We start from the raw sequence: 22,484 nt of genomic DNA on the forward strand, positions 1-22,484 counted from the left end.
TGGACATCTATGCCTCGGGATACCGGGTGGCCGCGGCCCTCCAGCTCGCCCAGGGCGAACACGACGGGGCCCTGGCCGTTCTGGCCCGTGGCGAGCGGACGGCAGCGGAGCGGGGGCTCGCGCGGCTGGGCCGGCTGATCGCCTGCGAACGTGCCCGCATCCTGACCGCCATGGGGGAGACGGCCTGGGCACGCGACGCCCTGGCACCGCTTCAGGCGGAACTGCCGCTCATGCGCGCCTCACCGGCCGCCTGGCGGGAGCGCCACGCCTTCCTGACGGTCCAGGCCCGGCTGCTGCTGGCGGAGGGGCACCCGCACGCCGCACTGGAGGCCGCCGGCGAGGCCGCGGAGCGGGCGCGGGAGGCCGGCATGACGGTCCACCGGATACAGGCACTCGTCCTGAAGGCCGAAGCCGCCACCCGGCTGGCGGTGGAAAGCGGCGGACCGCACGACACCACCGCCGACCCGGTGGCGGAGCTGGCCCAGGCCCTCACCCTGGCGGCCCCGGAAGGGCTGCGGCAGGTCTTCCTGGAGCACGGCGAACGGCTGGCGCCGCTGCTGCGCGACTGCCTGCGCCGAAGCCGGGAGATCGGGCTGGACAGTCTGGCCCGCGCCTTCGCCGAGGAGCTGGAACGCACCCTGGCGCGGCCCCGCGACGAGGCCGACACGCTGAGCCCGCGCGAGCGCGCCGTGGTCATCGAGCTGTGCCGCGGCGCCTCCAACAAGGAGATCGCCCGGGCGCTGGCCATGACCGAGAACACGGTCAAGTTCCACCTGAAGAACATCTTCGGGAAGCTGGGCGTGGACCGGCGGGCCGCCGCCATCATCACCGCCCGACGCCTGCTCGGCCTGTCCTGACCGTTCCCCCTTTCCGGCCCCGACCGAAGGCACCTGTCGGAGAACGCCGGTGTCCCGGCGCCGCGGGCAGCGGCCGGGAGCGGCCGGCCCTGGCCGCCACCTACCCGGACGGGTAGGTGCGGGTCGGGGCCACCCTGACCCGGCCCACCCGAATACGGCCCGAATCCACCCGCCGGCCTTTTTGACAAGTCGGTGACGGTCCCGAAGACTTCGAAGCGGGGTCGCCAAGAATCGCGGCCACGGTTCCAGGTAATCCGGCCCCCGCGGCCGGCGGGAGGGCAGATGCGCATCGGCGTCGATGTCGGCGGAACCAATACGGATGCAGTCCTCATGGACGGGCGCCGGGTGGTCGCCACCTACAAGTCACCCACGACGGCCGATGTCGGCAGCGGCATCGTCGCCGCCATCCGCGCGGTGCTGGACGCTTCCGGCCTGGGACCGGAGAGCATCAAGGCGGTGATGATCGGGACGACCCATTTCACCAACGCCTTCGTCGAGCGCAAGCGGCTGCTGCCGGTGGGGATCATCCGGATCGCCCTGCCGGCGGGCAAGGGCCTGCCGCCCCTGATGGACTGGCCCGAGGACCTGAAGGCCGGCGTCGGCGGCGATGTCGCCCTGGTCGGCGGCGGCCGGGAGTTCGACGGCCGCCCGATCGCGCCCCTGGACGAGGCGGCGGTGGCCGAAGCCGCCCGCCGCTTCCGGGCGAAGGGACTGACGGCGGTCGCCATCAGTTCGATCTTCGCCCCGGTCAACCCGGACATGGAGGAGCGCGCCGCCGCCATCGTGCGCGAGCTGCATCCCGACGCGCTCATCACCCTGTCCGGCAGCATCGGCCGGATCGGCATGCTGGAGCGCGAGAACGCCACCATCATGAATGCCAGCCTGGCCGAGATGGCGCGGCATGTGGTGGCGTCCTTCCATGCCGCCCTGGCCGAGCTGAAGCTGGACTGCCCGTTCTTCGTCAGCCAGAACGATGGCACCCTGATGAATGCGGAGACGGTGGCGCGCTTCCCCGTCCTCACCTTCGCGTCGGGTCCCACCAACAGCATGCGCGGCGCCGCCTACCTGTCGGGCCTGACGGACGCGCTGGTCATCGACATCGGCGGCACGACCAGCGATGTCGGCATGCTGGTCAAGGGCTTCCCCCGCGAATCCTCGGTCGCCGTGGACATCGGCGGCGTCCGCACGAACTTCCGGATGCCGGACATCCTCTCCATCGGGCTGGGCGGCGGCAGTCGCGTCCGGCCTGTGGAGGGGCCGGCGGAGAACCCGGGGGAGGTCAGCGTCCGGGTCGGGCCGGACAGCGTCGGCTACCGTCTGCCGCAGGAGGCCCGCGTCTTCGGCGGCGAGGTCCTGACCACTTCCGACATCGCGGTCGCGGCCGGCCTTGCCAGCATGGGCGATCCGTCCCGCCTCGCCGGTCTGGACCGCGGGCTGGTCGCGTCGGCCCTGGCCGAAATCCGGCGCCTGCTGTCCGGCGCCATCGACCGCATGAAGACCAGCGCCACCGACCTGCCGGTCGTGCTGGTGGGCGGCGGCGCCATCCTGGTGGACGGGACGCTGCCCGGGGCGGCGCGGATCGTGCGGCCGGAGAACGGCGGCGTCGCCAATGCCATCGGCGCCGCCATCGCGCAGATCGGCGGCGAGGTCGATCGGGTCTACTCCTACCAGGAGCTGGGCCGCGAGGCGGCCATCGCCAAGGCCAAGGAAGAGGCAGCGGCCATCGCCGTCCGCGCCGGAGCCGACCCCGGCAGCATCGACATCCGCGACCTGGAGGAGGTGCCGCTGGCCTACCTGCCGGGCGGGGCCGTGCGCATCCGCGCCAAGGCCGTCGGCGACATGGCCGGAATCTGAAGGAAGGGCTGAGCCATGACCATCGACCTGAGCATCCCCGCCCTTCACGACATCGCCCGTGGCGCCGCCTTCCTGGGCACCGGCGGCGGCGGCGATCCCTATATCGGGCGGCTGCTGGCGCAGCATGCGCTGGCGAAATACGGGGCGCCGCCCGTGGTGGCGCTCCAGGACCTGCCGGACGACGCCAACCTCTACACCATCGCCATCATGGGCGCGCCCACGGTGATGGTGGAGAAGCTGGTCGGCGGCGACGAGGTCGGGCTGGCCGTGAAGGCGCTGGAGCAGCACACCGGCCGGCCGGCCACCGCCATCCTGCCGGTGGAGATGGGGGGCATCAATTCGCTGCTGCCGGTCAAGCTGGCGGCAGAGCGGGGCCTGCCCGTCGTGGATGCCGACGGGATGGGCCGCGCCTTCCCCGAACTCCAGATGGTCACCTTCAACGTGATGGGCATCCCGGCGACGCCCATGGCGCTGGCCAACGAACACGGCGAGTACAACGTCATCAGCGCCCGCGACGCCAAGTCGGCCGAGGACATGGCCCGGCTGATGGTGATCCACATGGGCGGCGGCGTGGCGTTGTCCTGCTATCCCATGAGCGGGGCGGAGGCGAAGCGGGCCGCCATCCCCGGCACGCTGTCGCTGGCGCTGGGCATCGGGCAGGCCATCGCCGCCGGGCGGCGCGCCGGCGACCCGTTCGAGGCGCTGCTGGGCTATCTGCGCGGCACGGACTACTACCGGCACTGCGCGGTGCTGTTCGACGGCAAGATCGTGGACCTGGTGCGGGAGACGACCCGCGGCTTCTCCATCGGCCGGTGCAGCATCGCCGCCGACGGCGCCGCCACGGCGGACATGGAGATCCTCTTCCAGAACGAGAACCTCGTGGCGCGACGCGGCGGCCGGACGGTCGCCATCGTGCCCGATCTCGTCACCATGCTCGACCGTGAGACGGCGGAGCCGATCACGACCGAGTCGCTGAAGTACGGGCAGCGGGTCCGGGTGATCGGGGCGAGCGTGCCCCCGATCATGCGCTCGCCCGCCGCCCTGGCCTGCTTCGGACCCCGCAGCTTCGGGATCGAAGAGGATTTCCAACCAATAGAAGACCTCATCTGAGGCGAAGCGGAGGCTCCATTGCGCACGTCGATCCAGCTCACGTCCCGCCTGCTCACGACGACCACCCTGACGGCACTTCTCGCCGGGCTGACAGCGGTCCCCGCCGCGGCCCAGTCCGGCCTCGCCATCGAGGAGATCGTCGTCACCGCCCAGAAGCGTGAGGAGCGGTTGCAGGACGTGCCCGTCTCGGTGACCGCCTTCTCCGCCGACGCGATCGAGGATGCGGGCGTGCGCACGCCGCAGGACTTCATCGCACTGACGCCGAACATCGGGATCGTGCAGAGCTTCACGGTCGGCAACAGCTTCGTCACGGTCCGCGGCATCTCCCAGATCAACAACAGCGATCCGTCGGTCGCTGTCGTGGTGGACGGGGTGCCGCAGGCGAACCAGAAGCAGCTCACCCAGCAGCTCTTCGACATCGAGCGGATCGAGGTGCTGAAGGGACCGCAGGGCGCCCTCTACGGCCGCAACTCCATCGGCGGCGCCATCAACATCATCACCCGGCAGCCCGGCAACGACTTCGAGGGATACACCGAGGCGGGCTATGCCGAGGGCAACACCCGCACCCTGTCGGCCGCGGCCGGCGGGGCGATCGTCGCCGACAGGCTGTTCTTCCGCGCCGCCGGCTCCTATGCCGACAGCGACGGCCAGATCACGAACGGGTTCCTGGACGAGAAGGCCGACTTCTACGAGGACAGGACGGGCCGCGCCCAGTTGCGCTGGATCGCCAGCGACAGCGTCACGGTCGATCTGCGCGGATCGATCTCCGACACCGAGGGCGGCGCCGTCCTCTACAGCCAGTTCCCGACCCTGGGCTTCTCCAACAACGAGAACGTCAAGCCGGACGAGAACCTGCTGGGCCGCAGCGAGCGCGACATGGGCGATCTCAGCCTGAAGCTCGACTGGGACTTCGGCGCGGCAACGCTGACCTCGATCAGCGCCTACAGCAAGGTCAAGGAGAACTACCGCGGCGACCTGGACTTCTCCCGGGTGCAGTCGATCGGCCAGGGTCAGGACCTGGAGGTCGAGATGTGGAGCCAGGAACTGCGCCTGACCTCGCCCGACGACCAGCCGCTGCGCTGGATCGGCGGCGCCTACATCCTGCAGACGGACCGCGACCTGCGCACCACGGTCTTCCTGGACACCAACAGCACGCTCGCCGGCCTGCAACCGCTGTTCATCTTCGGCGACGAATCCAACGACAACCTCGCCTACGCCTTCTTCGGCCAGGCCTCCTATGACGTGACCGACCGCTTCGAACTGTCCGGCGCGCTGCGCTACGACAGCGACGAGCGCGAGCAGACCGACCTGCTGCGCAACAACGCGGTGCGCTCCAAGACTTTCAGCGAGTGGCAGCCGAAGGTGACGGCGAAGTACGAATGGACGCCGTCGCTGATGACCTACGCCACCTTCTCGACCGGGTTCCGCTCCGGCGGCTACAACGCGCCCACCGTCAACCCCAGCATCTTCCAGAAGGAAGTCAGCACGAACTACGAGGTGGGCTTCAAGTCCCAGCTCATGGACAACCGCCTGATCCTGAACGGTTCCGCCTTCTACACGAAGCTGGACGACGCACAGATCTTCCGGGTCGATCTGACGGCCGGCGCCCAGATCATCGACAATGTGAAGGAAGCCGAGCTGACGGGCTTCGAGCTTGAGTTCCAGGCCCGCCTCGCCGAAGGCTGGGACGCGTTCGGCGGCGTCGGCGTGACCGACAGCGAGATCAAGGATTTCGACGGAACCCGCGCCTACCGCGGCAACCAGCTTCCGAACAACACCAAGGCGAAGATCAACGGCGGAACGCAGTACAGCTTCCCCATCACCGACGCGCTGTCCGGCCTGCTGCGCGCCGACGTCGAATACCGCGGCAAGCAGTACTTCCATGCCGACAACATCGACTACCGCGATCCGGTGACCCTGGTGAACCTGCGCGCCGGGCTGGAGACCGAGCGCTGGTCGCTGACGGCCTATGTGAAGAACCTGACCAACAAGCAGTTCTTCACGGAATACGCCGACGGCTTCTGGTCGGGCTCGGCCACCGGCCAGGATCTGGGCCAGCTCTCCCCGCCGCGGCAGTTCGGCGTGACCGGCCGCGTCCGGTTCTGAGGCTGCGCCGGACCCCGGACGAGCGCACCCGTCCCGGCGGCTGTCATGGCCGCCGGGTCCCCTTTCCGCTTCCGCAAGGACCCATGATGCGCGTCGCAACCGATGTCGGCGGGACCTTCACCGATCTGGTGCTGTGCCGGGAGGACGCCCATGGCGCCATCACCGGCGTCTCCACGGTGAAGGTCGACACCACGCCCCCGGACTTCGAGCGGGGGGTGCTGGATGCCCTGCGCACGGCCGACGTGGCGATGGACGGTCTGGGCCTGTTCGTCCACGGCACGACGGTGGTCATCAACGCCCTGACCGAGCGCAAGGGCGTCGTCACCGGGCTGATCACGACGGAGGGCTTCCGCGACGTGCTGGAGATCGGGCGGTCGAACCGGCCCGACCTGTTCAACTTCGCCTTCCGCAAGCCGGTGCCGTTCGTGCCGCGGCACCTGCGCCGGGAAGTCCCCGAGCGGCTGGACGTGAAGGGCCGGGTCGTGCGGGAGCCGGACCTGTCCGGCCTGCCCGCCATCCTGGACGACTTCCGGGCCGCGGGCGTGGAGGCCGTCGCGGTCTGCCTGCTGCACGCCTACCGCAACCCGGCGCACGAAGCCGCCGTGGCGGCGGAGATCGCGCGGCTGTGGCCGGAGGTGACCGTCACCGCCTCGCATGCCGTGACGCGGGAATGGCGCGAGTACGAGCGGACCAGCACGGCCGTGCTGTCCGCCTATGTGAAGCCCGCCGCCGGCCGCTACCTGGACAGGCTGCGGCAGCGCCTGGAGGCCGACGGCTTCCGCGGCCGCGCCTACGTGATGCAGTCGAACGGCGGCATCGCCACCCTGGCCGCGGCCCGCGCCAATCCCATCGCCATGGTGGAATCCGGCCCGGTCGGCGGCATGCTGGCCGCGGCGGCGCTGGGCCGCCTGATCGGGGAGCCCGACGTCATCGCGCTGGACATCGGCGGCACGACGGCGAAATGCACCCTGATCCAGGGCGGCGAGCCGCGCATCACCACCGATTACTGGATCGAGCAGACGCCCCGGACCCCCGGCTACGCCATCAAGACGCCGGTCATCGACATCGTGGAGATCGGCAACGGCGGCGGCAGCATCGCCTGGGTCGATGCCGGCGGTGCGCTGCATGTCGGGCCGAAGAGCGCCGGCTCCACCCCCGGCCCCGTCGCCTATGGCCGCGGCGGCACGGAGCCGACGACGACCGACGCCAACCTGCTGACCGGGCGGATCAATCCGGACCGCTTCGCCGGCGGGGCCATCGTCCCCGACCTGCCGGCCGTGGAGGCCGCCTTCGCCCGCGTGGGGTCCGCCTTCGGTGCCGATGCGGTCGCCACGGCCCGCGGCGTCATCCGCATCGCCAACGCCAACATGGTGAACGCGCTGAAGCTGGTCTCGCTGAACCGCGGCCACGACCCGCGCGACTTCGCCCTGGTCGCCTTCGGCGGCGGCGGCGCCATGCACGCGGCCCAGCTTGCGGCCGAGCTTGCCATTCCCCGCGTCGTGATCCCGGTCCATGCCGCCGTCTTCTCGGCCCTGGGCATGCTGATGTCTGACCTGCGGCGGGACTATATCCGCACCCGCATCCTGCGCCTGGACACCGCCCCGCCCGCCGAGTTGGCGAGCCTGTTCGACGAGCTGGCGGCGGAAGCCGGCGCGGATTTCGGGGAGGACGGCTTCGCCCCGGAGACGGTGCTGCTGACCCGTCATGTCGATGCCCGCTATCTGGGCCAGGAGCATACGGTCAAGGTGCCGGTGCCCGCGGGCCCGCTGGACGCGGTCGCCATCGCCGATCTGGTCGAGGCGTTCCATGCCGCGCACCGCCGGGCCTACACCTTCGCGCTGGACGCGCCGGTGGAGATCGTGAACGCGCATCTGGTCGGCGTCGGCCAGATCGCCAAGCTGGACCTGCCGCCCCGCCCCGTCACCGGCCGCACGGTGGAGACGGCCCGCACCGGCGCCCGCCGGGTCGATTACGACGTGGACGGCATCCACGACGCCGCCGTCTACGACCGCGACGCGCTGGAGCCGGGCATGACCCTGGACGGCCCGGCGCTGGTGGAGGAAGGCGCCACCGTCGCCGTCGTGCCCCCCGGCTGGACCGTGCGGGTGGACACCTTCGGCAATCTCATCCTCGACCGCCGGACCGGCGGCACCCCGGAAAGGTGACCCCATGCAGCCCGCGGACAGCTTCACCCGTGAGGTGATCAAGAACGCCCTCGTCGCCATCGGCGACGAGATGTTCACGGCGCTCAAGCGCACCAGCATGAGCCCGATCATCTACGAGACGCTCGACTATGCCATCGGCATCACCGACGCCGCCGGCCGCCTGATCGCCCAGGGCAACGGCGTGCCGCTGTTCATCGGCACCCTGGACGCCGCCGTGCGCTCCGTGCAGGAGAAGTTCGCCGGCCCCGGCCGCATCAGTCCCGGCGACGTCTTCATCACCAACGATCCCTATGGCGGCGGCGGCACGCACCTGTCCGACGTGACGCTGGTGCGTCCCATCTTCCACGAGGGCACGCTGCTGGCCTGGGCCGCCAACAAGGCACACTGGACGGAGGTGGGCGGCAAGGACGCCGGCAGCTTCAGCCCGAACACGACGGAGATCTACCAGGAGGGGCTGCAGTTCCCCGCCGTCCGCCTGTTCGACCAGGGCCGCATCAACGAGGCGCTGGTGGACATGATCCGCGCCAATGTGCGCCTGCCGGACATGACCCTGGGCGACATGTGGGCCGGGGCCGCCGCGCTTCAGCTTGGCGAGCGCCGCTTCCTGGATCTGGTGGACAAGTACGGCACGGCCGGGGTGGCCGATGCGGTGGAGCATCTGCTGGACCATGGCGAGGCGATGATCCGGCAGGAACTGGCGCGGCTGCCCAAGGGCACCTTCACGGCGGAGGACATGATCGACGACGACGGGCTGGGCAACGGCCCCTTCCCGGTCCGCGTCGCCATCACCATCACCGACAGCGAGTTCATCGCCGACTTCACGGGCAGCGCCGCCCAGGCGCCGGGTCCCATCAACAACACCCGCGCCGGCCTGCTGTCGGCCGTGCGCGCCGTGTTCAAGGCCCTGACCAACCCGGCGATCCCGGCGACCGAGGGCGTCTTCCGGCCGCTGAAGGTGATCTGCCCCGACGGCACCGTGATGACGGCCAGCCGCCCGGCCCCCGTCTCCATCTACTACGAGACGATGATCTCCGCCGCCGACGTGATGTGGAAGGCGCTCGCCCCGCACATGCCCGACCGGCTTCCGGCGGGGCATTACGGATCGGTCTGCGCGACGGTGATCGCCGGCCGGCATCCCGACAGCGGCGACTTCTTCCTGCTGGTCGAGCCGCTCGCCGGCGGCTGGGGGGCCGCCTGCGACGGCGACGGCCAGCAGGGCCAGTTCTGCGTCGGCAACGGGGAGACCTACAACATCCCGGTGGAGGTGACGGAGGCCCGCTACGGCGTGCGCGTCGAGCGCTTCGGCTTCCATACGGAGGATGGCGGCGCCGGCCGCTTCCGCGGCGGCAAGGGGTTGCAGCTCGAATACCGGGTGCTGGGCGACGGCGCCTTCATGTCCACCACCTTCGGCCGTTACCGGCATCGGCCCTGGGCCATGCAGGGCGGCCAGGAGGGCTCGCCCAACTTCGCCGAGGTGGTGCGGGCCGACGGCGAGGTCGTCCGTTTCAGCAAGACCGCGCGCCTGCCGCTGGCCCGGGGCGATCTGGTGCGGCTGGTCACCGGCACCGGCGGCGGCTGGGGCGATCCGCGGGAACGGGACCCGGCGCGCATCGCGGCAGACCTGCGCGACGGCTATCTGACGCCCGCCCAGGCGGCGCGGGACTACGGCTACGACAGCGGACACTGAGGGGGGACGGCCATGCGGACCTTCACCATCGCCGACCCGGAGGACGGGCGGCTGACGCGGGAACTGGGGGTGCTGGACCTGCCCGGCGGCGGCCGGCTGCGCATCGGCACCGCCCTGCTGCCGGCCGGTGCGCGGATTCCCGATGCGGGCGCCTCGCTGCACGCGGGGCATGAGCTGTCCGTCATCCTGTCCGGCCGGGCGGAAACGGAAAGCGGCGGGGAAGCCGCCGTCATCGGGGGTGGCATGGTCAGCGTCATCCCGGCGGGGGAACCGCATGTCGCCGTCGTGCGGGAGGAGATGCGGCTTGTCTATTTCATGCTGGAACCGGCAAGCTGAGCCGCCATGGAACACCGGGCGGACATCGTCGTCATCGGGGCCGGGATCGCCGGGCTGTCTGTCGCGGCCTTTCTGGCGCCGCGGCGGCGTGTCCTGGTGCTGGAGGCGGAGGCGCAGCCCGGCTATCACGCCTCCGGCCGCACCGCGGCCCTGTTCGCCGAAGCCTACGGCAACGCCCCCGTCCGGGCCCTGACCCGCGCCAGCCGGCCCTTCTTCGAGACACCGCCGGCGGGGTTCTGCGACCAGCCCCTGCTGCACCCGCGCGGCACCCTGTTCATCGCCACCCACGACCAGGCGGAGAGCCTGGCCGCCACCGCCGCGGAGATCGGGCCTGCCCTGCTCCCGCTCGACCCTGACCAGGCCGTGGCGCTGGTGCCCCGGCTGCGGCGGGAGCGGCTGCTGGGCGCGCTGCACGATCCGACCGCCGCCGACATCGACGCGCATGCCCTGATGCAGGGCTTCGTCCGCATGATCCGGGAGGCCGGGGGCACCGTCCTGACCGACCGTGCGGCCGATGCCATCGACCGCACGCCGGACGGCTGGCGCATCCGGGCGGGCGGGGAGACGGTCGCGGCCGACCTTCTGGTCGATGCCGCCGGCGCCTGGGGCGACCGCGTCGCCGCCCTGGCCGGCATCGCTCCCGTGGGGCTGGAGCCGAAACGACGCACCGCCTTCCTGTTCGATCCGCCGGCTGGGCCGGATACCGCCGGCTGGCCGATGGTGATGGACGTGGACGAGGGCTTCTACGTGAAACCGGAGAGCGGCCGCCTGCTCGGCTCCCCCGCGGACGAGAGCCCGTCGGAGCCCTGCGACGCCCAACCGGACGACTATGACATCGCCGTCGCCGCCGAGCGCATCCAGGAGGCGCTGGACCTGGAGTTCCGGACGCTGAAGGCGAAGTGGGCGGGGCTGCGCACCTTCGCGCCCGACCGCACGCCCGTCGCCGGCTTCGACCCGGCGGACGACCGCTTCTTCTGGCTGGTCGGGCAGGGTGGCTACGGGATGCAGACCGCCCCGGCCCTGGGACGGCTGGCGGCCGGGCTGATCCTGGACGGAAGCCTGCCGCAGGACTGCCGGGACGAGGGCGTCGCGGTCAAGGATCTCGCCCCCGGCCGCTTCGGGGGACGCTGATGGCCGGAACCGGGGAGAGGCCGATGCCACGGGACATGACGGGCAGGCCGAGGGTCGTCTGGGACAATCACGCCTGCATGCCACTACGCAGCGATGCCAGCTTCCTGCCACAGCTCCAGCGCCTGCGCGAGAGCGGCTTCACCATGGTCAGCCTGAATGTCGGGATGGATCAGACCCCGGCGACGGAGATCATGGAAACCGCGGCCTTCTTCCGCGACTGGATCGCGGCCCGCCCGGACGAGTACTGCCTGGCCGGCAGCACCGAGGACGTGGCGGACGCCGCCGCCACCGGCCGGCTGGGCGTCGCCTTCGACATCGAAGGCGCGGAGTCGCTCGCCGTCCGGCCGGAATTCGCGGAGATCTACCGTTCCTTGGGCGTGCGCTGGATCAGTCTGGTCTACAACCGGACCACGGGCATCGGCGGCGGCTGCCATGACGACGACCCCGGCTTGACCGCGGCCGGCGAGCGGGCCGTACAGGCCATCCAGGAAGCCGGCATGGTCGTCTGCCTGAGCCATACCGGCTGGCGCACCGCGCGCGACGTGCTGGAGCGCGCCGACCGGCCGGTGATCTTCTCCCACTCCAACCCGCACGCGCTGAAGGCGCACGGTCGCAACATCGGCGACGATCTGATCCGCGCCTGCGCCGCCACGGGCGGGGTGGTCGGCATCAATGGCGTGGACCTGTTCCTGGGCGGGGAGCCGACGCCGGAGCGGATCGCCGCCCATGTCGCCTATGTCGCCGATCTGGTGGGGCCGCAGCATGTCGGCCTGGGGCTGGACTATGTGTTCGACCAGGAAGAGCTGCGCGACTGGCTGAACCGGCACCGGGACCGCTGGTCGCCCGAGCTGGGCTACCGGCCGGACATCGCCGTCGCGCCGCCCGAAAGCCTGAACGGCATCGTCGAGGCGCTGGCGCGGCAGGGCTTCGCGGCCCCCGAACTGGACATGATCCTGGGCGGCAACTGGCTGCGCGTGGCCCGGCGCTGCTGGAACGCCTGAGCCGGTCCGGCGCTCGGTATCGGCCCCGTGACCTTTTCCGCGACCTGCTGTCCCTGACCCGGCGGGGGGCGTTGCCGTGCTGGATCGCCCGGCGGCATCCGTGTATCGATGGCGCCGTTCCAGGTGCCCGGTTGCCTCCGGGAGAATCGGGAAGGCAGTGGAAGTCTGCCACGCGCCCAGCGCTGTGAAGGGGACCTTCCGGACGGATGCCACTGGCCCCGCGGGCCGGGAAGGTGTCCGGAAGGGGTGAGCCTGAGTCAGAAGACCGGCCTGGAACGTCCTGGGAAGCCGCCATGGACGGGCGGCGACCCGTGCTTGCCCATGCAGGGGAAACCATGGAAGCCAATCCGTATCAGGCCGACGCAGAGTTCACCGCCGCCGAGCGCGACAGCGTCTACAAGTGCATCTTCAAGCGGCGCGACGTGCGGGGCCAGTTCCTGCCCGATCCGATCCCGGACGAGGTGCTGGGGCGCATCCTGAAGGCGGCCCACCACGCGCCGTCCGTCGGCTTCATGCAGCCCTGGGACTTCATCGTCGTGCGCGACCCGATGGTGAAGCGCAAGGTGCGCGACGCCTTCCAGACCGCGAATACCGAAGCGGCCGACATGTTCGAGGGCGACCGGCAGGAGACCTACCGACGGCTGAAGCTGGAGGGCATCGTCGAGGCGCCGGTGGGCATCTGCGTCACCTGCGACCGCGAGCGCACCGGCCCGGTGGTTGTCGGCCGCACGCACCAGCGCGAGATGGACCTCTACAGCGCCGTCTGCGCCGTGCAGAACCTCTGGCTGGCCGCGCGGGCGGAAAATGTCGGCGTGGGCTGGGTCAGCATTCTGCGCCATGCCGACCTGCGCGAGGCGTTGGGCATCCCGGCCTCGATCCAGACCATCGCCTATCTCTGCGTCGGCTATGTCTCGCACTTCTTCCAGAACCCGGAACTGGAAGCGGCCGGCTGGCTGCCGCGCACGCCCCTGCGCGACGTGGTCTGGTTCGACCGCTGGCACGGCCGCACGGGCGAGGAAACGCTCCTGCAGCAGCTCGGGTAACGCCGGGCCTTCCGGAACGGACAGGGGTGGCGGAAAGGCCATCCCTGTTCCTGCGGCGGCGCCACGGACGTCGCATCGGTCAGGGCGACAGCGGATCGATCCACGGGTTGATGAGCACGACCCCGCATCCGGTGAAATCCGCCGTATTGCGCGTGACCACGATCCCGCTGCGCGCCCGGGCAATCGCGGCGATCTGGGCATCGAAGTGGCTGATCGGCCGGCCGGCCGACTGGCGTTCCGCCGCGATCACCGCATAGGCGGAAGCGGCGGCGCTGTCAAAGGGCAGAATGCGGCCCTGGAAGTCCTCGGTGAGGATAGCGTCGATGGCATGAGCTATCCCATCCTTCCGGCGCCCCGCCGGCATGATCGCAGCCCCCCTCCGCAGTTCTGCTTCGGTGATGGCCGTAAGATAAACGTCTGTCCCGTCCTGGGCAGCGAGCCACCGTTCGACGGCTGGCTCCGGAACACGGCGCAGCACTTCAGAAAGAACATTCGTATCGAGGATGAGCATCCCGCCGCTCAGATGAACGCGGGGGGCTCGCGCATCGCCCCGCGTGGCGCAATCTCCAGGTCGATACCGCCGAGAGCCCTGACGCGGGCACGGATGGACGCGGCAAGGTCGCGCGGCGCTGCCTGCGAGGCCACCGCCTGCCGGAGGATCTGCTGTGCTTCCTCCTCCATGGAACGGCCGTTCTCAGCCGCCCTGGTCCGCAGACGCTGTTCGAGCGTGGCGTCGAGATTGCGGATGGTGATGCTTGCCATGGGCGTGCTCCCCAGGACGATGTCCGCTCATCATAGGCACCGGATGCGACCGCGGACAATGGAAAGGCCTGGTCGAGCAGGCCTCACCGCAACGGTCCACGCGAACGCAGCCTACAGAAACAGGAAGCCCAGGGAGATGACGACGCCCGAGAGCAGCAGGATGACAAGGCAGTAGCCCATCACGTCCTTGGCCCGCAGCCCGGCGATGGCGAGCGCCGGCAGGGCCCAGAAGGGCTGGATCATGTTCGTCCAGGCATCGCCCCAGGCGACCGCCATGGCCGTGCGCGGCACGTCCGCCTGAAGCTCCAGGGCGGCGGGCAGCATCACCTGGGACTGCACCGCCCACTGGCCGCCGCCCGACGGGATCAGGATGTTCAGCAGTCCCGCACTCCAGAAGGTGAAGAGCGGCAGGGTCTGGGCCGTCGAGATGGAGACGAACCAGGCCGAGAGGTCGCGCGCCAGCCCCGACCCCACCATCATGCCCATGATCCCGGCATAGAAGGGGAACTGGATGATGATGCCGGCAGCACCCTTCACCGCTTCCTCCAGGCTGCGCAGGAAGCGGTGGGGCGTGCCGTGCAGAAGAATCCCCAGCATCAGGAATCCGAAATTGACGATGTTGAGGTTCAGGCCGCCCTGGCGCCAGACATGAACGGCGAGATAGGCGAGACCGAGTCCCCCGATCGCCAGCGCCAGCAGCCGGCTGTGCTCCAGATGTTCGGCCGGCCGCTCCACCACCTCCCCGGTTGAAGGCGTCGGATCGGCAAGCCTGTCAGGATCCACGAAGACCGGCCGTGCGCCATGCCCCAGCATCAGCCGGTTGGCGAGGGGGATCAGCACGAACAGGGCCAGGACGATGGTCAGGTTGAACCCGGCGAAGATCGTCTCGCTGGTCGGCACGACGCCGATCAGCTTTTCCGTGAAATGGCCGGGCGTGGCGATGACCAGGGGCACCGACCCCGAAAGGCCGCCATGCCAGACGATGAAGCCGCTGTAGGCCGACGCGATCAGCAGAGGGTAATCGACCTGCACCCGGCGCGCGAGCTGCCGGGCGAACAGGGCGCCGATCACCAGCCCGAACCCCCAGTTCACCCAGCTTGCGACCAGAGAGACGACCGTGACCAGCAGGATCGCCTGTCCCGGGGTCCGCGCCAGCCTGGCAAGCGCCCCGAGCAGGCGGGCGAAGACCGGCGTGCTGGCCAGCACGAAGCCGGTGACCAGAACCAGGACCATCTGCATGCTGAATTCCAGCAACTGCCAGAAGCCCTTGCCCCAATGCTCCACCATCGCCTGCGGGGACTGGCCCTCGAAGAGCATGCCCGAGACGAACACCAGGAGCGTCAGCAGCAGCACCAGCACATAGGGATCGGGAAGGAAGCGTTCTGTCAGGCGGGTCGAGGCCAGCGTCAACGATCGGAACATGCTTTCTCCTCAGTGATGGCCAGCGGCGACGGGAAACTCCCTTCGTATCCATCCTTCTACCAGCACTGACGCCAGGTTCTACCCGTAATGACGCCCGGTCGGACGCTTCGTTCCCGCCTTTGCGGCGATGGGAAACCGGATGTCCACCGATACCCCGTTTGCACCACGTCCCCGATCTGGTCATATCGGTGCTTCCGTTCCGCTGCCCGGACAGACCGATGCGCCGTCCCCTGCCCCTGCTGCTTCTTCTCTGCCTGCTGACAGCGGGGTGCGCGGCGCTGCCGGAGCGGGGGCCGGCGCAGCCGTCCGCCATGGACATGGAGTCGGTGTTCAGCGCGGCCCGGACGGATTCGGCGCATCTCACCCGGTTCCTCACGGCCATGCCGAAAGGGGCCGACCTGCACACCCACCTGAGCGGTGCCGTCTATGCCGAGAGCTTCGTCGCCTGGGCGCAGCAGGACGGGCTGTGCTTCGACCGCACGGCCCGCGCCATCCTGCCGCCGCCCTGCCGCCCGGACGACGGGGTGCCGGCGGTGGCGGATCACGCGAAGGCGCCCGGCGGCCAGGGCGAGATGCTGAACGCGCTGTCGATCCGCGGCACCGGCACCGGCATGGTGGACGGGCGCGACCAGTTCTTCGCCACCTTCGGCCGGTTCGGTGCCGTCTCCGCCGTCCGCACGGGCGACATGCTGGCGGAGGTGGCCCGCATCGCGGCGGATGAGCGCATCCTGCATCTGGAGGAGATGCTGTCGCTGCGCTCGGCCGACCTGCGTGCCCTGGCCGCCACCCTGCGCTGGTCCGACGATCTGGACGCCCAGCTCGCCGCCGTGCGCGGCGCGGCCCTGGACGCGGCGGTCGCGGCGGCCCGGGCCGATCTGGACCGGCACGAGGCACGCAAGCGGACGGTGCTGGGCTGCGGCCCGGACGGAACTGGGCCGGCCGCCTGTGCCGTCGGCATCCGCTACATCCTCCAGGCCAACCGGAGCGGCACCCCGGCCGAGGTCTTCGTCCAGGCGGTGTTCGCCGCGACCCTGACGGGGGCCGATGCCCGCGTGGTCGGGCTCAACCTCGTGGCGCCGGAGGACGGGCCGTCCGCCCTGCGCGATTTCGACGCGCAGATGCGGGTGCTGGGCTTCGTCACGGACCGTTTCCCGCACCTGAACCTCGCCCTGCACGCGGGCGAGCTGACCCCGGTGCTGGCGCCGCCGGGCGACTTGCGGGACCACATCACGAAATCCGTCGCCGTGGCCGGGGCGACCCGGATCGGCCATGGTGCCGCCATCGCCTATGAGACGGACGCCGCCGCGACCATGGACCGGATGGCGCGGGAGCGCATCCCGGTCGAAGTGCTGCTGACCAGCAACGAGCAGATCCTGCACCTGGACCGCGATAGCCACCCGTTCCGGCTCTACCGCGCCCACGGCGTTCCGCTCGTGCTCGCCACCGACGACCAGGGCGTTTCCCGCTCGACGCTCGCGCTGGAGTACGTGAAGGCCGTGCGCTGGTTCGGGCTGGACTACGCGGCGGTGAAGCGGCTGTCGCGGGACAGCCTGCGCTACAGCTTCCTGCCCGGTGACGATCTCTGGGCCGATGCGGAGACGACCCGGATCGTTCCCGCCTGCGCTGCCGACGGCCCTGGCGCGCCCTCCCCCGCCCCGGCCTGCGCCGGCTTCCTGGCCGGCAGCGAGAAGGCCCGGGTCCAGTGGCGGCTGGAGGCGGCGCTCGCCGCGTTCGAGGCGGCGGAGCTGGCCCGTCACCGGTAGAGCATCTCTCCGACGCGGAGTGCTGCAGGGGCCGGCGGGTCTGTCTTCCCTGACCGGGATCGACAGACCCGGCGGACAGCCTATGCCGGAAGCATCAACATCGGATCCGTCTTTTCTGGGACCTGACGCCGGATTGGCTATACCTGAAGAGAAAATACACTCACAGAATTTACATCAATTCTGGCAAATAACACTTTATATCGAGTTTCGTGTTGCTGTATTTCAACACGCCTCTGTTTTTATGTGATTTCTTCTTTCGAGACATTTCGCATCCTGAGTTCCCGATGCTAGCTCGCAGGAATGGCCTGCCCGGCATCGCCTGCGCTGACGGGGGGCGGCAACCGCCACCCGGCGCGGCCGGGCGGCCCGCGACAACGAACGGCAGGCCGCAACGGCCGCCGGAACAGGGAACAGGGAATGAGCAGACTGACAGGAAACCATCGGACGCGCCGGGCGCCCGGAACGCTCCGCGCCGTCATGCTGGCCGGGGCTGCGCTGGGCACGCTGGCAGCCGCGCTTCCGGCCACGGCGCAGACCCCGCAGGGTCAGGTCGAGGAGATCATCGTCACCGGCTCGCGCATCCGCCAGGGCAACCTGACCAGCACGAGCCCGGTGACGGTCATCGGCAGCGAGGAGTTCGCCTTCCAGGGCACGACGCGGGTCGAGGATCTGGTCAACAATCTGCCCCAGGCCTTCGCCGACCAGGGCGGCAACGTCTCCAACGGGTCCACCGGCACGGCGACGGTGGACCTGCGCAACCTGGGTCCCACCCGCACCCTGGTGCTGGTGGACGGCAAGCGGCTGCCCGCCGGCACGCCGGGCGGCACGGACGCCAGTTCCGCCCCCGACCTGAACCAGATTCCGGCATCCCTGGTGGAACGGGTCGAGGTGGTGACGGGCGGCGCCTCCGCGGTCTACGGCTCCGACGCGGTCGCCGGTGTCGTCAACTTCATCATGCAGGACGATTTCGAGGGCGCCCGGGTGGACGCCCAGTACAGCTTCTTCCAGCACAAGAACGACAACCGTCTGGCCGATGTCGTCCGTGCCGCCAACTACGAGCTGCCCAAGGACGATGTCACGGACGGCTTCACCCGGGACATCACCGGCGTGCTGGGCATGAACTCGGCCAACGGCAAGGGCAACATCACGATCTACGCCGGCTACCGCGAGATCGATCCCGTCGTTCAGTCCAAGCGCGACTACAGCTCCTGCGCCCTGGGCAGCAATGACGACGGGTCGGGCTATGTCTGCGCCGGGTCCGCCACCAGCTATCCCGGCTACTTCGTCGTCGGCGACGACCAGGAACTGACGCTCGATCAGGCCACCGGCGGCTTCCGCCCGTTCAACCTGTCGACCGACCTCTACAATTTCGGGCCACTGAACTATTACCAGCGTCCGGACGAGCGCTATACGGCCGGCGCCTTCGGCCGGTACGAGTTCAACGAGGCGGTCGAGGTCTATTCCACCTTCATGTTCCATGACGACAGGACGGTGGCGCAGATCGCGCCCAGCGGCCTGTTCGTCGGCAGTTTCACGACGCCGTGTTCCAACCCCTTCCTGTCGCCGCAGCAGGCGGCGACGCTCTGCACCGCGCAGGGGCTCGGCCCGGACGACACCGCCGAACTGCTGATCGGCCGCCGCAATGTCGAGGGCGGCGGCCGCCAGGACGATCTGCGCCACACCTCCTACCGCTTCGTCGGCGGCTTCCGCGGCGATTTCATGGAGGGGTGGAGCTATGATGCCTCCTACCAGTACGGCACGGTGGTGTTCGCCGAGAACTACCGGAACGACTTCTCCATCGCCCGCAGCCAGCGGGCCCTGGATGTCGTGACCGATCCGGCAACCGGGCAGCCCGCCTGCCGCTCCTTCGTGGACGGCACGGACCCGGCCTGCCGGCCCTACAACGTCTTCCAGATCGGCGGCGTCACGCAGGAGGCCCTGGACTATCTCCAGACCCCCGGCTTCCAGGAAGGCGAAACGGTGCAGGAGGTGCTGACCGCCTCGGTCTCCGGCGATCTGGGCCAGTACGGGGTCCGCAGTCCGCTGGCGACGGACGGCATCGCCATCGCCCTGGGGGCGGAGTACCGGCGCGAGGAGCTGGAGCTGCGCACCGATGCCGCCTTCACCACCGGCGATCTGGCCGGCCAGGGCGGCCCCACGATCAGCGTGGACGGCGCCTTCGACGTGCGGGAGCTGTTCGGGGAGCTGCGCCTCCCGCTGGTCCAGGACAAGCCTTTCGTGCAGCAGCTCAGCCTGGACCTGGGCTACCGCTGGTCCGACTACAGCACCTCGGGCACGACCAACACCTACAAGGTGGCGGGCGACTGGTCGCTGACCGCCGACGTCCGCCTGCGCGCCAGCTACAACCGGGCCGTCCGGGCGCCCAACGTGCGGGAGCTGTTCGCGGCACAGGGCGTCGGTCTGTTCGACCTGTCCGCGGACCCCTGCTCCGGCGCCACGCCGACCTTCTCCCTGGAGCAGTGCGCGAACACCGGGGTCACCCCGGAACAGTACGGCCGCATCCTCAACAACCCGGCCGGGCAGTTCAACCAGCTTGCCGGCGGCAACACGGATCTCGACCCGGAGAAGTCGGACACCATCGCGCTGGGGGCGGTCTTCACGCCCGGCTTCCTGGCGAACTTCAGCGTCGCCCTGGACTATTTCCGCATCAAGCTGGAAGACCAGATCGGCACGGTGCCGCCGACGCTGGCGCTGGACCAGTGCGGCCGCACGGGCGATCCCTATTTCTGCGGTTTCATCCAGCGCGGCGCGGGCGGCAGCCTGTGGACGGACCCCCAGGGCTATATCGAGGCGTTCAACCTGAACCTCGGCACGCTGGAGACCTCAGGCATCGATCTCGAAGTGGCCTACCGGATGGATCTGGCCGACCTGGGCCTGCCCGACCGGGGCGGGCTGTCCTTCAGCTTCATCGGGACCTGGCTCGACAAGTTCGAGAGCAGGCCGGTGCCGGTGCTGGACGTGGAGTACGACTGCGCCGGCTATTACGGCCCGACCTGCGAGGTGCCCCTGCCGGAATGGCGCCACAAGGCGCGCGTCACCTGGTCGGCGCCGTTCGGGCTGGACGTGTCGCTGAGCTGGCGGCACATCGCCAAGGTCAACCTGGACCTGTCCTCGGACGATCCGGACCTGAACGGCAGCTTCGCCGCCATCGACGAGACGCTGGACAGCCAGGACTACTTCGATCTGGCGGCCAACTGGGAGTTCTATGAGGGTTTCACCCTCAACGCCGGCGTCAACAACCTGTTCGACAACGACCCGCCGGTCAGCTCCGAGGTCGGCACCGGCTTCGGCAACGGCAACACCTATCCCCAGGTCTACGACGCCCTGGGGCGCTATGTCTTCGTCGGCCTGACGGCGCAGTTCTGACGCCGCAGCCCGGTATCGACTGACGCGCAGCACCGGGAGCGGGACGCCCACCGTCCCCGCTCCCGGCCCGTCGCGGGTTTTCCGACGCAGTTCTCCGACGGGAGTGACCATGCACCCTGCCCGGATCGCGGCCGCCACCCTCCTCCCCCTGCTGGCTTCCGCGGGGGCCGCGGCGGACACGCTGGAGAGTGTCATGGCCTGCCGCGGGATCACGGCCGCCACCGCGCGGCTCGCCTGCTTCGACGCCGCCACCGCATCCACAGCACCCCCCGCCCCCGGGACTCCGCCCGCCCTGGGATCGGAGCAGCTCTCCCTGACGCCGCCGGAAGGCGCGCCCGACCGGCTGCGCGCGGTCATCACCGGGCTGCGCCAGGACCGCGACGGGCGCTGGCTGTTCACGCTGGACAACGGGCAGGTCTGGCTGCAGCGGGAGGACGATCCGCTGCGCATCGGCATCGGCGAGACGGTGACCGTCAGGCCGGGGGCGTTCGGGTCCTACAGCATGGTGCCGGACAGCCGCCCGACCCGGATCAAGGTGCGACGGGTGCAGTAGCGCCCTGCCCGTCTCCGGTCCAGAAATCCAGGGTCACCGAGAAGCGGGCTCCCCCACCCGGAACGCGGCCGGCCTCCAGCCGGTGTCCGAGCGCATCGCAGAGCCGGCGGCTGATGGCGAGCCCCAGCCCCTGCCCGCTCTCCGGGCCGGTGCCGTGCCGGTAGTCGGCCACCAGATGCGGCAGGCTGGCGGGATCGATGCCGGGGCCGGTGTCCAGGACGTCGATGCGCAGGCGGCCCACCCGCCGGCGGCAGCCGAGCAGCACGCGGCCCGCCGGCGTGAACCGGACCGCGTTGGACAGCAGGTTGTCCAGGATGCGCTCCAGCAGTCTGGGGTCCGATCGCACCACGGCGCGGACGGGAACGACAGCGAGAACCAGCCCCTTGGCGGCCGCGGCAAGGCGGTGCCGCTCCGCCACCCGGAGCAGCAGGGGACCCAGAGCCACCGCCGCCACGTCCATCCGCCCCGTGCTGGCCCGGCCGAGGTCGAGAAAGGTGGCGCAGAGGTCCCGCGCCGACGCCAGCGCCGCCTGCATCCCGTCCAGCGGCTCCCGGAAGCGCGGATCGTCACCGGCCCGCAGATCAAGCACGCCGGTCAGCAGGGTCAGGGCGTTCAGCGGCTGTTGCAGATCGTGCGCGGAGGCCGCCAGCAGCCATTCCCGGAAACGGAGATCGGCGAGCGGGACCGCGGGCGCCGCCTGGACCTCCCGCTCCACGGCAATGTAGCCGCGGCTTCCGTCGGGATGCGTCAGCGGGGCGGCGATGATCTCGCAGAGATAGGGCTCGCCACCCCGGCGGTAGTTGAGCACCGTCGCCCGGGCCGGCCGACCGGCGCGCAGCGTGTCCTTGAAGCCGGCGAAGGCCCGCGGGTCGGTTCCAGGACCCTTCAGAATGACGGGTGTGCGCCCGACGGCATCGTCGGCGCCGAAACCAGTCAGGCGGGAGAAGGCGGGATTGACGTAGAGGATCGTCGGACCCGGCGGGTCCAGCATCGCATCGGTGACCACGACCGCCTCGTCCAGTGCCTCCCACAGGGGCTGGACGAGGGCCGGGGGCAGCGGTGACGGGGCAGTCAACTCGGGGGTCACGGTTCGGGCCTCCGGGAAAGATCGGCCAGCCTCGCCAACGGCAGGCCGGTCGGCAAGACCAAGGTGCGTACAATGAAATCTCCGCACCCGGGCCGATGAAACAAACACACCCTCCAACCACAGGGAAGCCGGAATGTCCGGCAATGAAAAGACGATACTCTTTGACCCGGGGGCTGTCCCACGGACAAAATCGGGACCGCATCCGTGCGGACGGGTGTAT

17 protein-coding genes and 1 riboswitch (1 of these 18 only partly in view) are annotated in these 22,484 nt (G+C 70.1%); of the genes, 13 read left to right on the plus strand and 4 right to left on the minus strand.

The window, feature by feature from the left end:
• From RC1_RS17740 to bluB, 10 genes are all read left to right on the plus strand, one after another.
• Window positions 1-857, plus strand: the final stretch of a protein-coding gene (locus tag RC1_RS17740) for a winged helix-turn-helix domain-containing protein (RefSeq protein ID WP_012568824.1). It extends 1,867 nt beyond the left edge of the window; only the last 857 of its 2,724 coding nucleotides appear in the window; the start codon falls outside the window, past its left edge; its stop codon occupies window positions 855-857.
• 282 nt (window positions 858-1,139) lie between these two features.
• Window positions 1,140-2,711 carry a hydantoinase/oxoprolinase N-terminal domain-containing protein gene (locus RC1_RS17745; RefSeq protein ID WP_012568825.1) on the plus strand — a complete coding sequence of 524 codons (1,572 nt, stop codon included), beginning with the start codon at window positions 1,140-1,142 and terminating at the stop codon, window positions 2,709-2,711.
• Between the two features lie 15 nt (window positions 2,712-2,726).
• Window positions 2,727-3,821, plus strand: coding sequence for a DUF917 domain-containing protein (locus RC1_RS17750; protein WP_012568826.1), 1,095 nt, complete (start codon window positions 2,727-2,729; stop codon window positions 3,819-3,821).
• Between the two features lie 18 nt (window positions 3,822-3,839).
• The gene (locus RC1_RS17755) at window positions 3,840-5,927 is read left to right on the plus strand and encodes a TonB-dependent receptor (protein WP_012568827.1); all 2,088 of its coding nucleotides are present in this window, start codon (window positions 3,840-3,842) and stop codon (window positions 5,925-5,927) included.
• Window positions 5,928-6,010: 83 nt separating this feature from the next.
• Window positions 6,011-8,092 (plus strand): hydantoinase/oxoprolinase family protein, encoded by a 2,082-nt coding sequence (locus RC1_RS17760; protein ID WP_012568828.1) that lies wholly within the window; start codon window positions 6,011-6,013, stop codon window positions 8,090-8,092.
• A gap of 4 nt (window positions 8,093-8,096) precedes the next feature.
• Window positions 8,097-9,779: a hydantoinase B/oxoprolinase family protein gene (locus RC1_RS17765; RefSeq protein ID WP_012568829.1), complete on the plus strand. Its 1,683-nt coding sequence runs from the start codon at window positions 8,097-8,099 to the stop codon at window positions 9,777-9,779.
• 12 nt (window positions 9,780-9,791) lie between these two features.
• On the plus strand, window positions 9,792-10,115 hold the full coding sequence (locus tag RC1_RS17770) for a cupin domain-containing protein (protein WP_012568830.1): 324 nt from the start codon (window positions 9,792-9,794) through the stop codon (window positions 10,113-10,115).
• Window positions 10,116-10,121: 6 nt separating this feature from the next.
• The gene (locus RC1_RS17775; RefSeq protein ID WP_012568831.1) at window positions 10,122-11,246 is read left to right on the plus strand and encodes an NAD(P)/FAD-dependent oxidoreductase; all 1,125 of its coding nucleotides are present in this window, start codon (window positions 10,122-10,124) and stop codon (window positions 11,244-11,246) included.
• Window positions 11,247-11,281: 35 nt separating this feature from the next.
• Window positions 11,282-12,247: a dipeptidase gene (locus tag RC1_RS17780; protein WP_041785526.1), complete on the plus strand. Its 966-nt coding sequence runs from the start codon at window positions 11,282-11,284 to the stop codon at window positions 12,245-12,247.
• 104 nt (window positions 12,248-12,351) lie between these two features.
• Window positions 12,352-12,535: riboswitch (cobalamin riboswitch) on the plus strand.
• Between the two features lie 47 nt (window positions 12,536-12,582).
• The gene (gene bluB / locus RC1_RS17785) at window positions 12,583-13,290 is read left to right on the plus strand and encodes a 5,6-dimethylbenzimidazole synthase (protein ID WP_012568833.1); all 708 of its coding nucleotides are present in this window, start codon (window positions 12,583-12,585) and stop codon (window positions 13,288-13,290) included.
• 79 nt (window positions 13,291-13,369) lie between these two features.
• Here the strand turns inward: bluB and RC1_RS17790 are convergent, their stop codons facing one another.
• The 3 genes from RC1_RS17790 to RC1_RS17800 form a co-directional block, all read right to left on the minus strand.
• Window positions 13,370-13,801 carry a type II toxin-antitoxin system VapC family toxin gene (locus tag RC1_RS17790; RefSeq protein WP_012568834.1) on the minus strand — a complete coding sequence of 144 codons (432 nt, stop codon included), beginning with the start codon at window positions 13,799-13,801 and terminating at the stop codon, window positions 13,370-13,372.
• 8 nt (window positions 13,802-13,809) lie between these two features.
• Window positions 13,810-14,052: a FitA-like ribbon-helix-helix domain-containing protein gene (locus RC1_RS17795; protein ID WP_012568835.1), complete on the minus strand. Its 243-nt coding sequence runs from the start codon at window positions 14,050-14,052 to the stop codon at window positions 13,810-13,812.
• Window positions 14,053-14,163: 111 nt separating this feature from the next.
• Window positions 14,164-15,474 carry a short-chain fatty acid transporter gene (locus RC1_RS17800; RefSeq protein WP_012568836.1) on the minus strand — a complete coding sequence of 437 codons (1,311 nt, stop codon included), beginning with the start codon at window positions 15,472-15,474 and terminating at the stop codon, window positions 14,164-14,166.
• Window positions 15,475-15,692: 218 nt separating this feature from the next.
• Between RC1_RS17800 and RC1_RS17805 the strand changes: the two genes are divergently transcribed.
• The 3 genes from RC1_RS17805 to RC1_RS17815 all read left to right on the plus strand — a co-directional run bounded on the left by RC1_RS17805 (window position 15,693) and on the right by RC1_RS17815 (window position 21,177).
• Window positions 15,693-17,237 carry an amidohydrolase family protein gene (locus RC1_RS17805; RefSeq protein WP_012568837.1) on the plus strand — a complete coding sequence of 515 codons (1,545 nt, stop codon included), beginning with the start codon at window positions 15,693-15,695 and terminating at the stop codon, window positions 17,235-17,237.
• Window positions 17,238-17,654: 417 nt separating this feature from the next.
• Complete coding sequence (locus tag RC1_RS17810) at window positions 17,655-20,624, plus strand: TonB-dependent receptor plug domain-containing protein (RefSeq protein WP_012568839.1); 2,970 nt, start codon at window positions 17,655-17,657, stop codon at window positions 20,622-20,624.
• Window positions 20,625-20,733: 109 nt separating this feature from the next.
• Window positions 20,734-21,177 carry a hypothetical protein gene (locus RC1_RS17815; RefSeq protein WP_012568840.1) on the plus strand — a complete coding sequence of 148 codons (444 nt, stop codon included), beginning with the start codon at window positions 20,734-20,736 and terminating at the stop codon, window positions 21,175-21,177.
• Here RC1_RS17815 and RC1_RS20450 read toward each other — a convergent pair.
• Window positions 21,155-22,264: a PAS domain-containing sensor histidine kinase gene (locus RC1_RS20450; RefSeq protein WP_148213498.1), complete on the minus strand. Its 1,110-nt coding sequence runs from the start codon at window positions 22,262-22,264 to the stop codon at window positions 21,155-21,157. The two genes, RC1_RS17815 and RC1_RS20450, sit on opposite strands and share 23 nt — an antisense overlap.
• Window positions 22,265-22,484 lie beyond the last annotated feature (220 nt).

Source organism: Rhodospirillum centenum SW (assembly GCF_000016185.1).
GTDB lineage: Bacteria > Pseudomonadota > Alphaproteobacteria > Azospirillales > Azospirillaceae > Rhodocista > Rhodocista centena.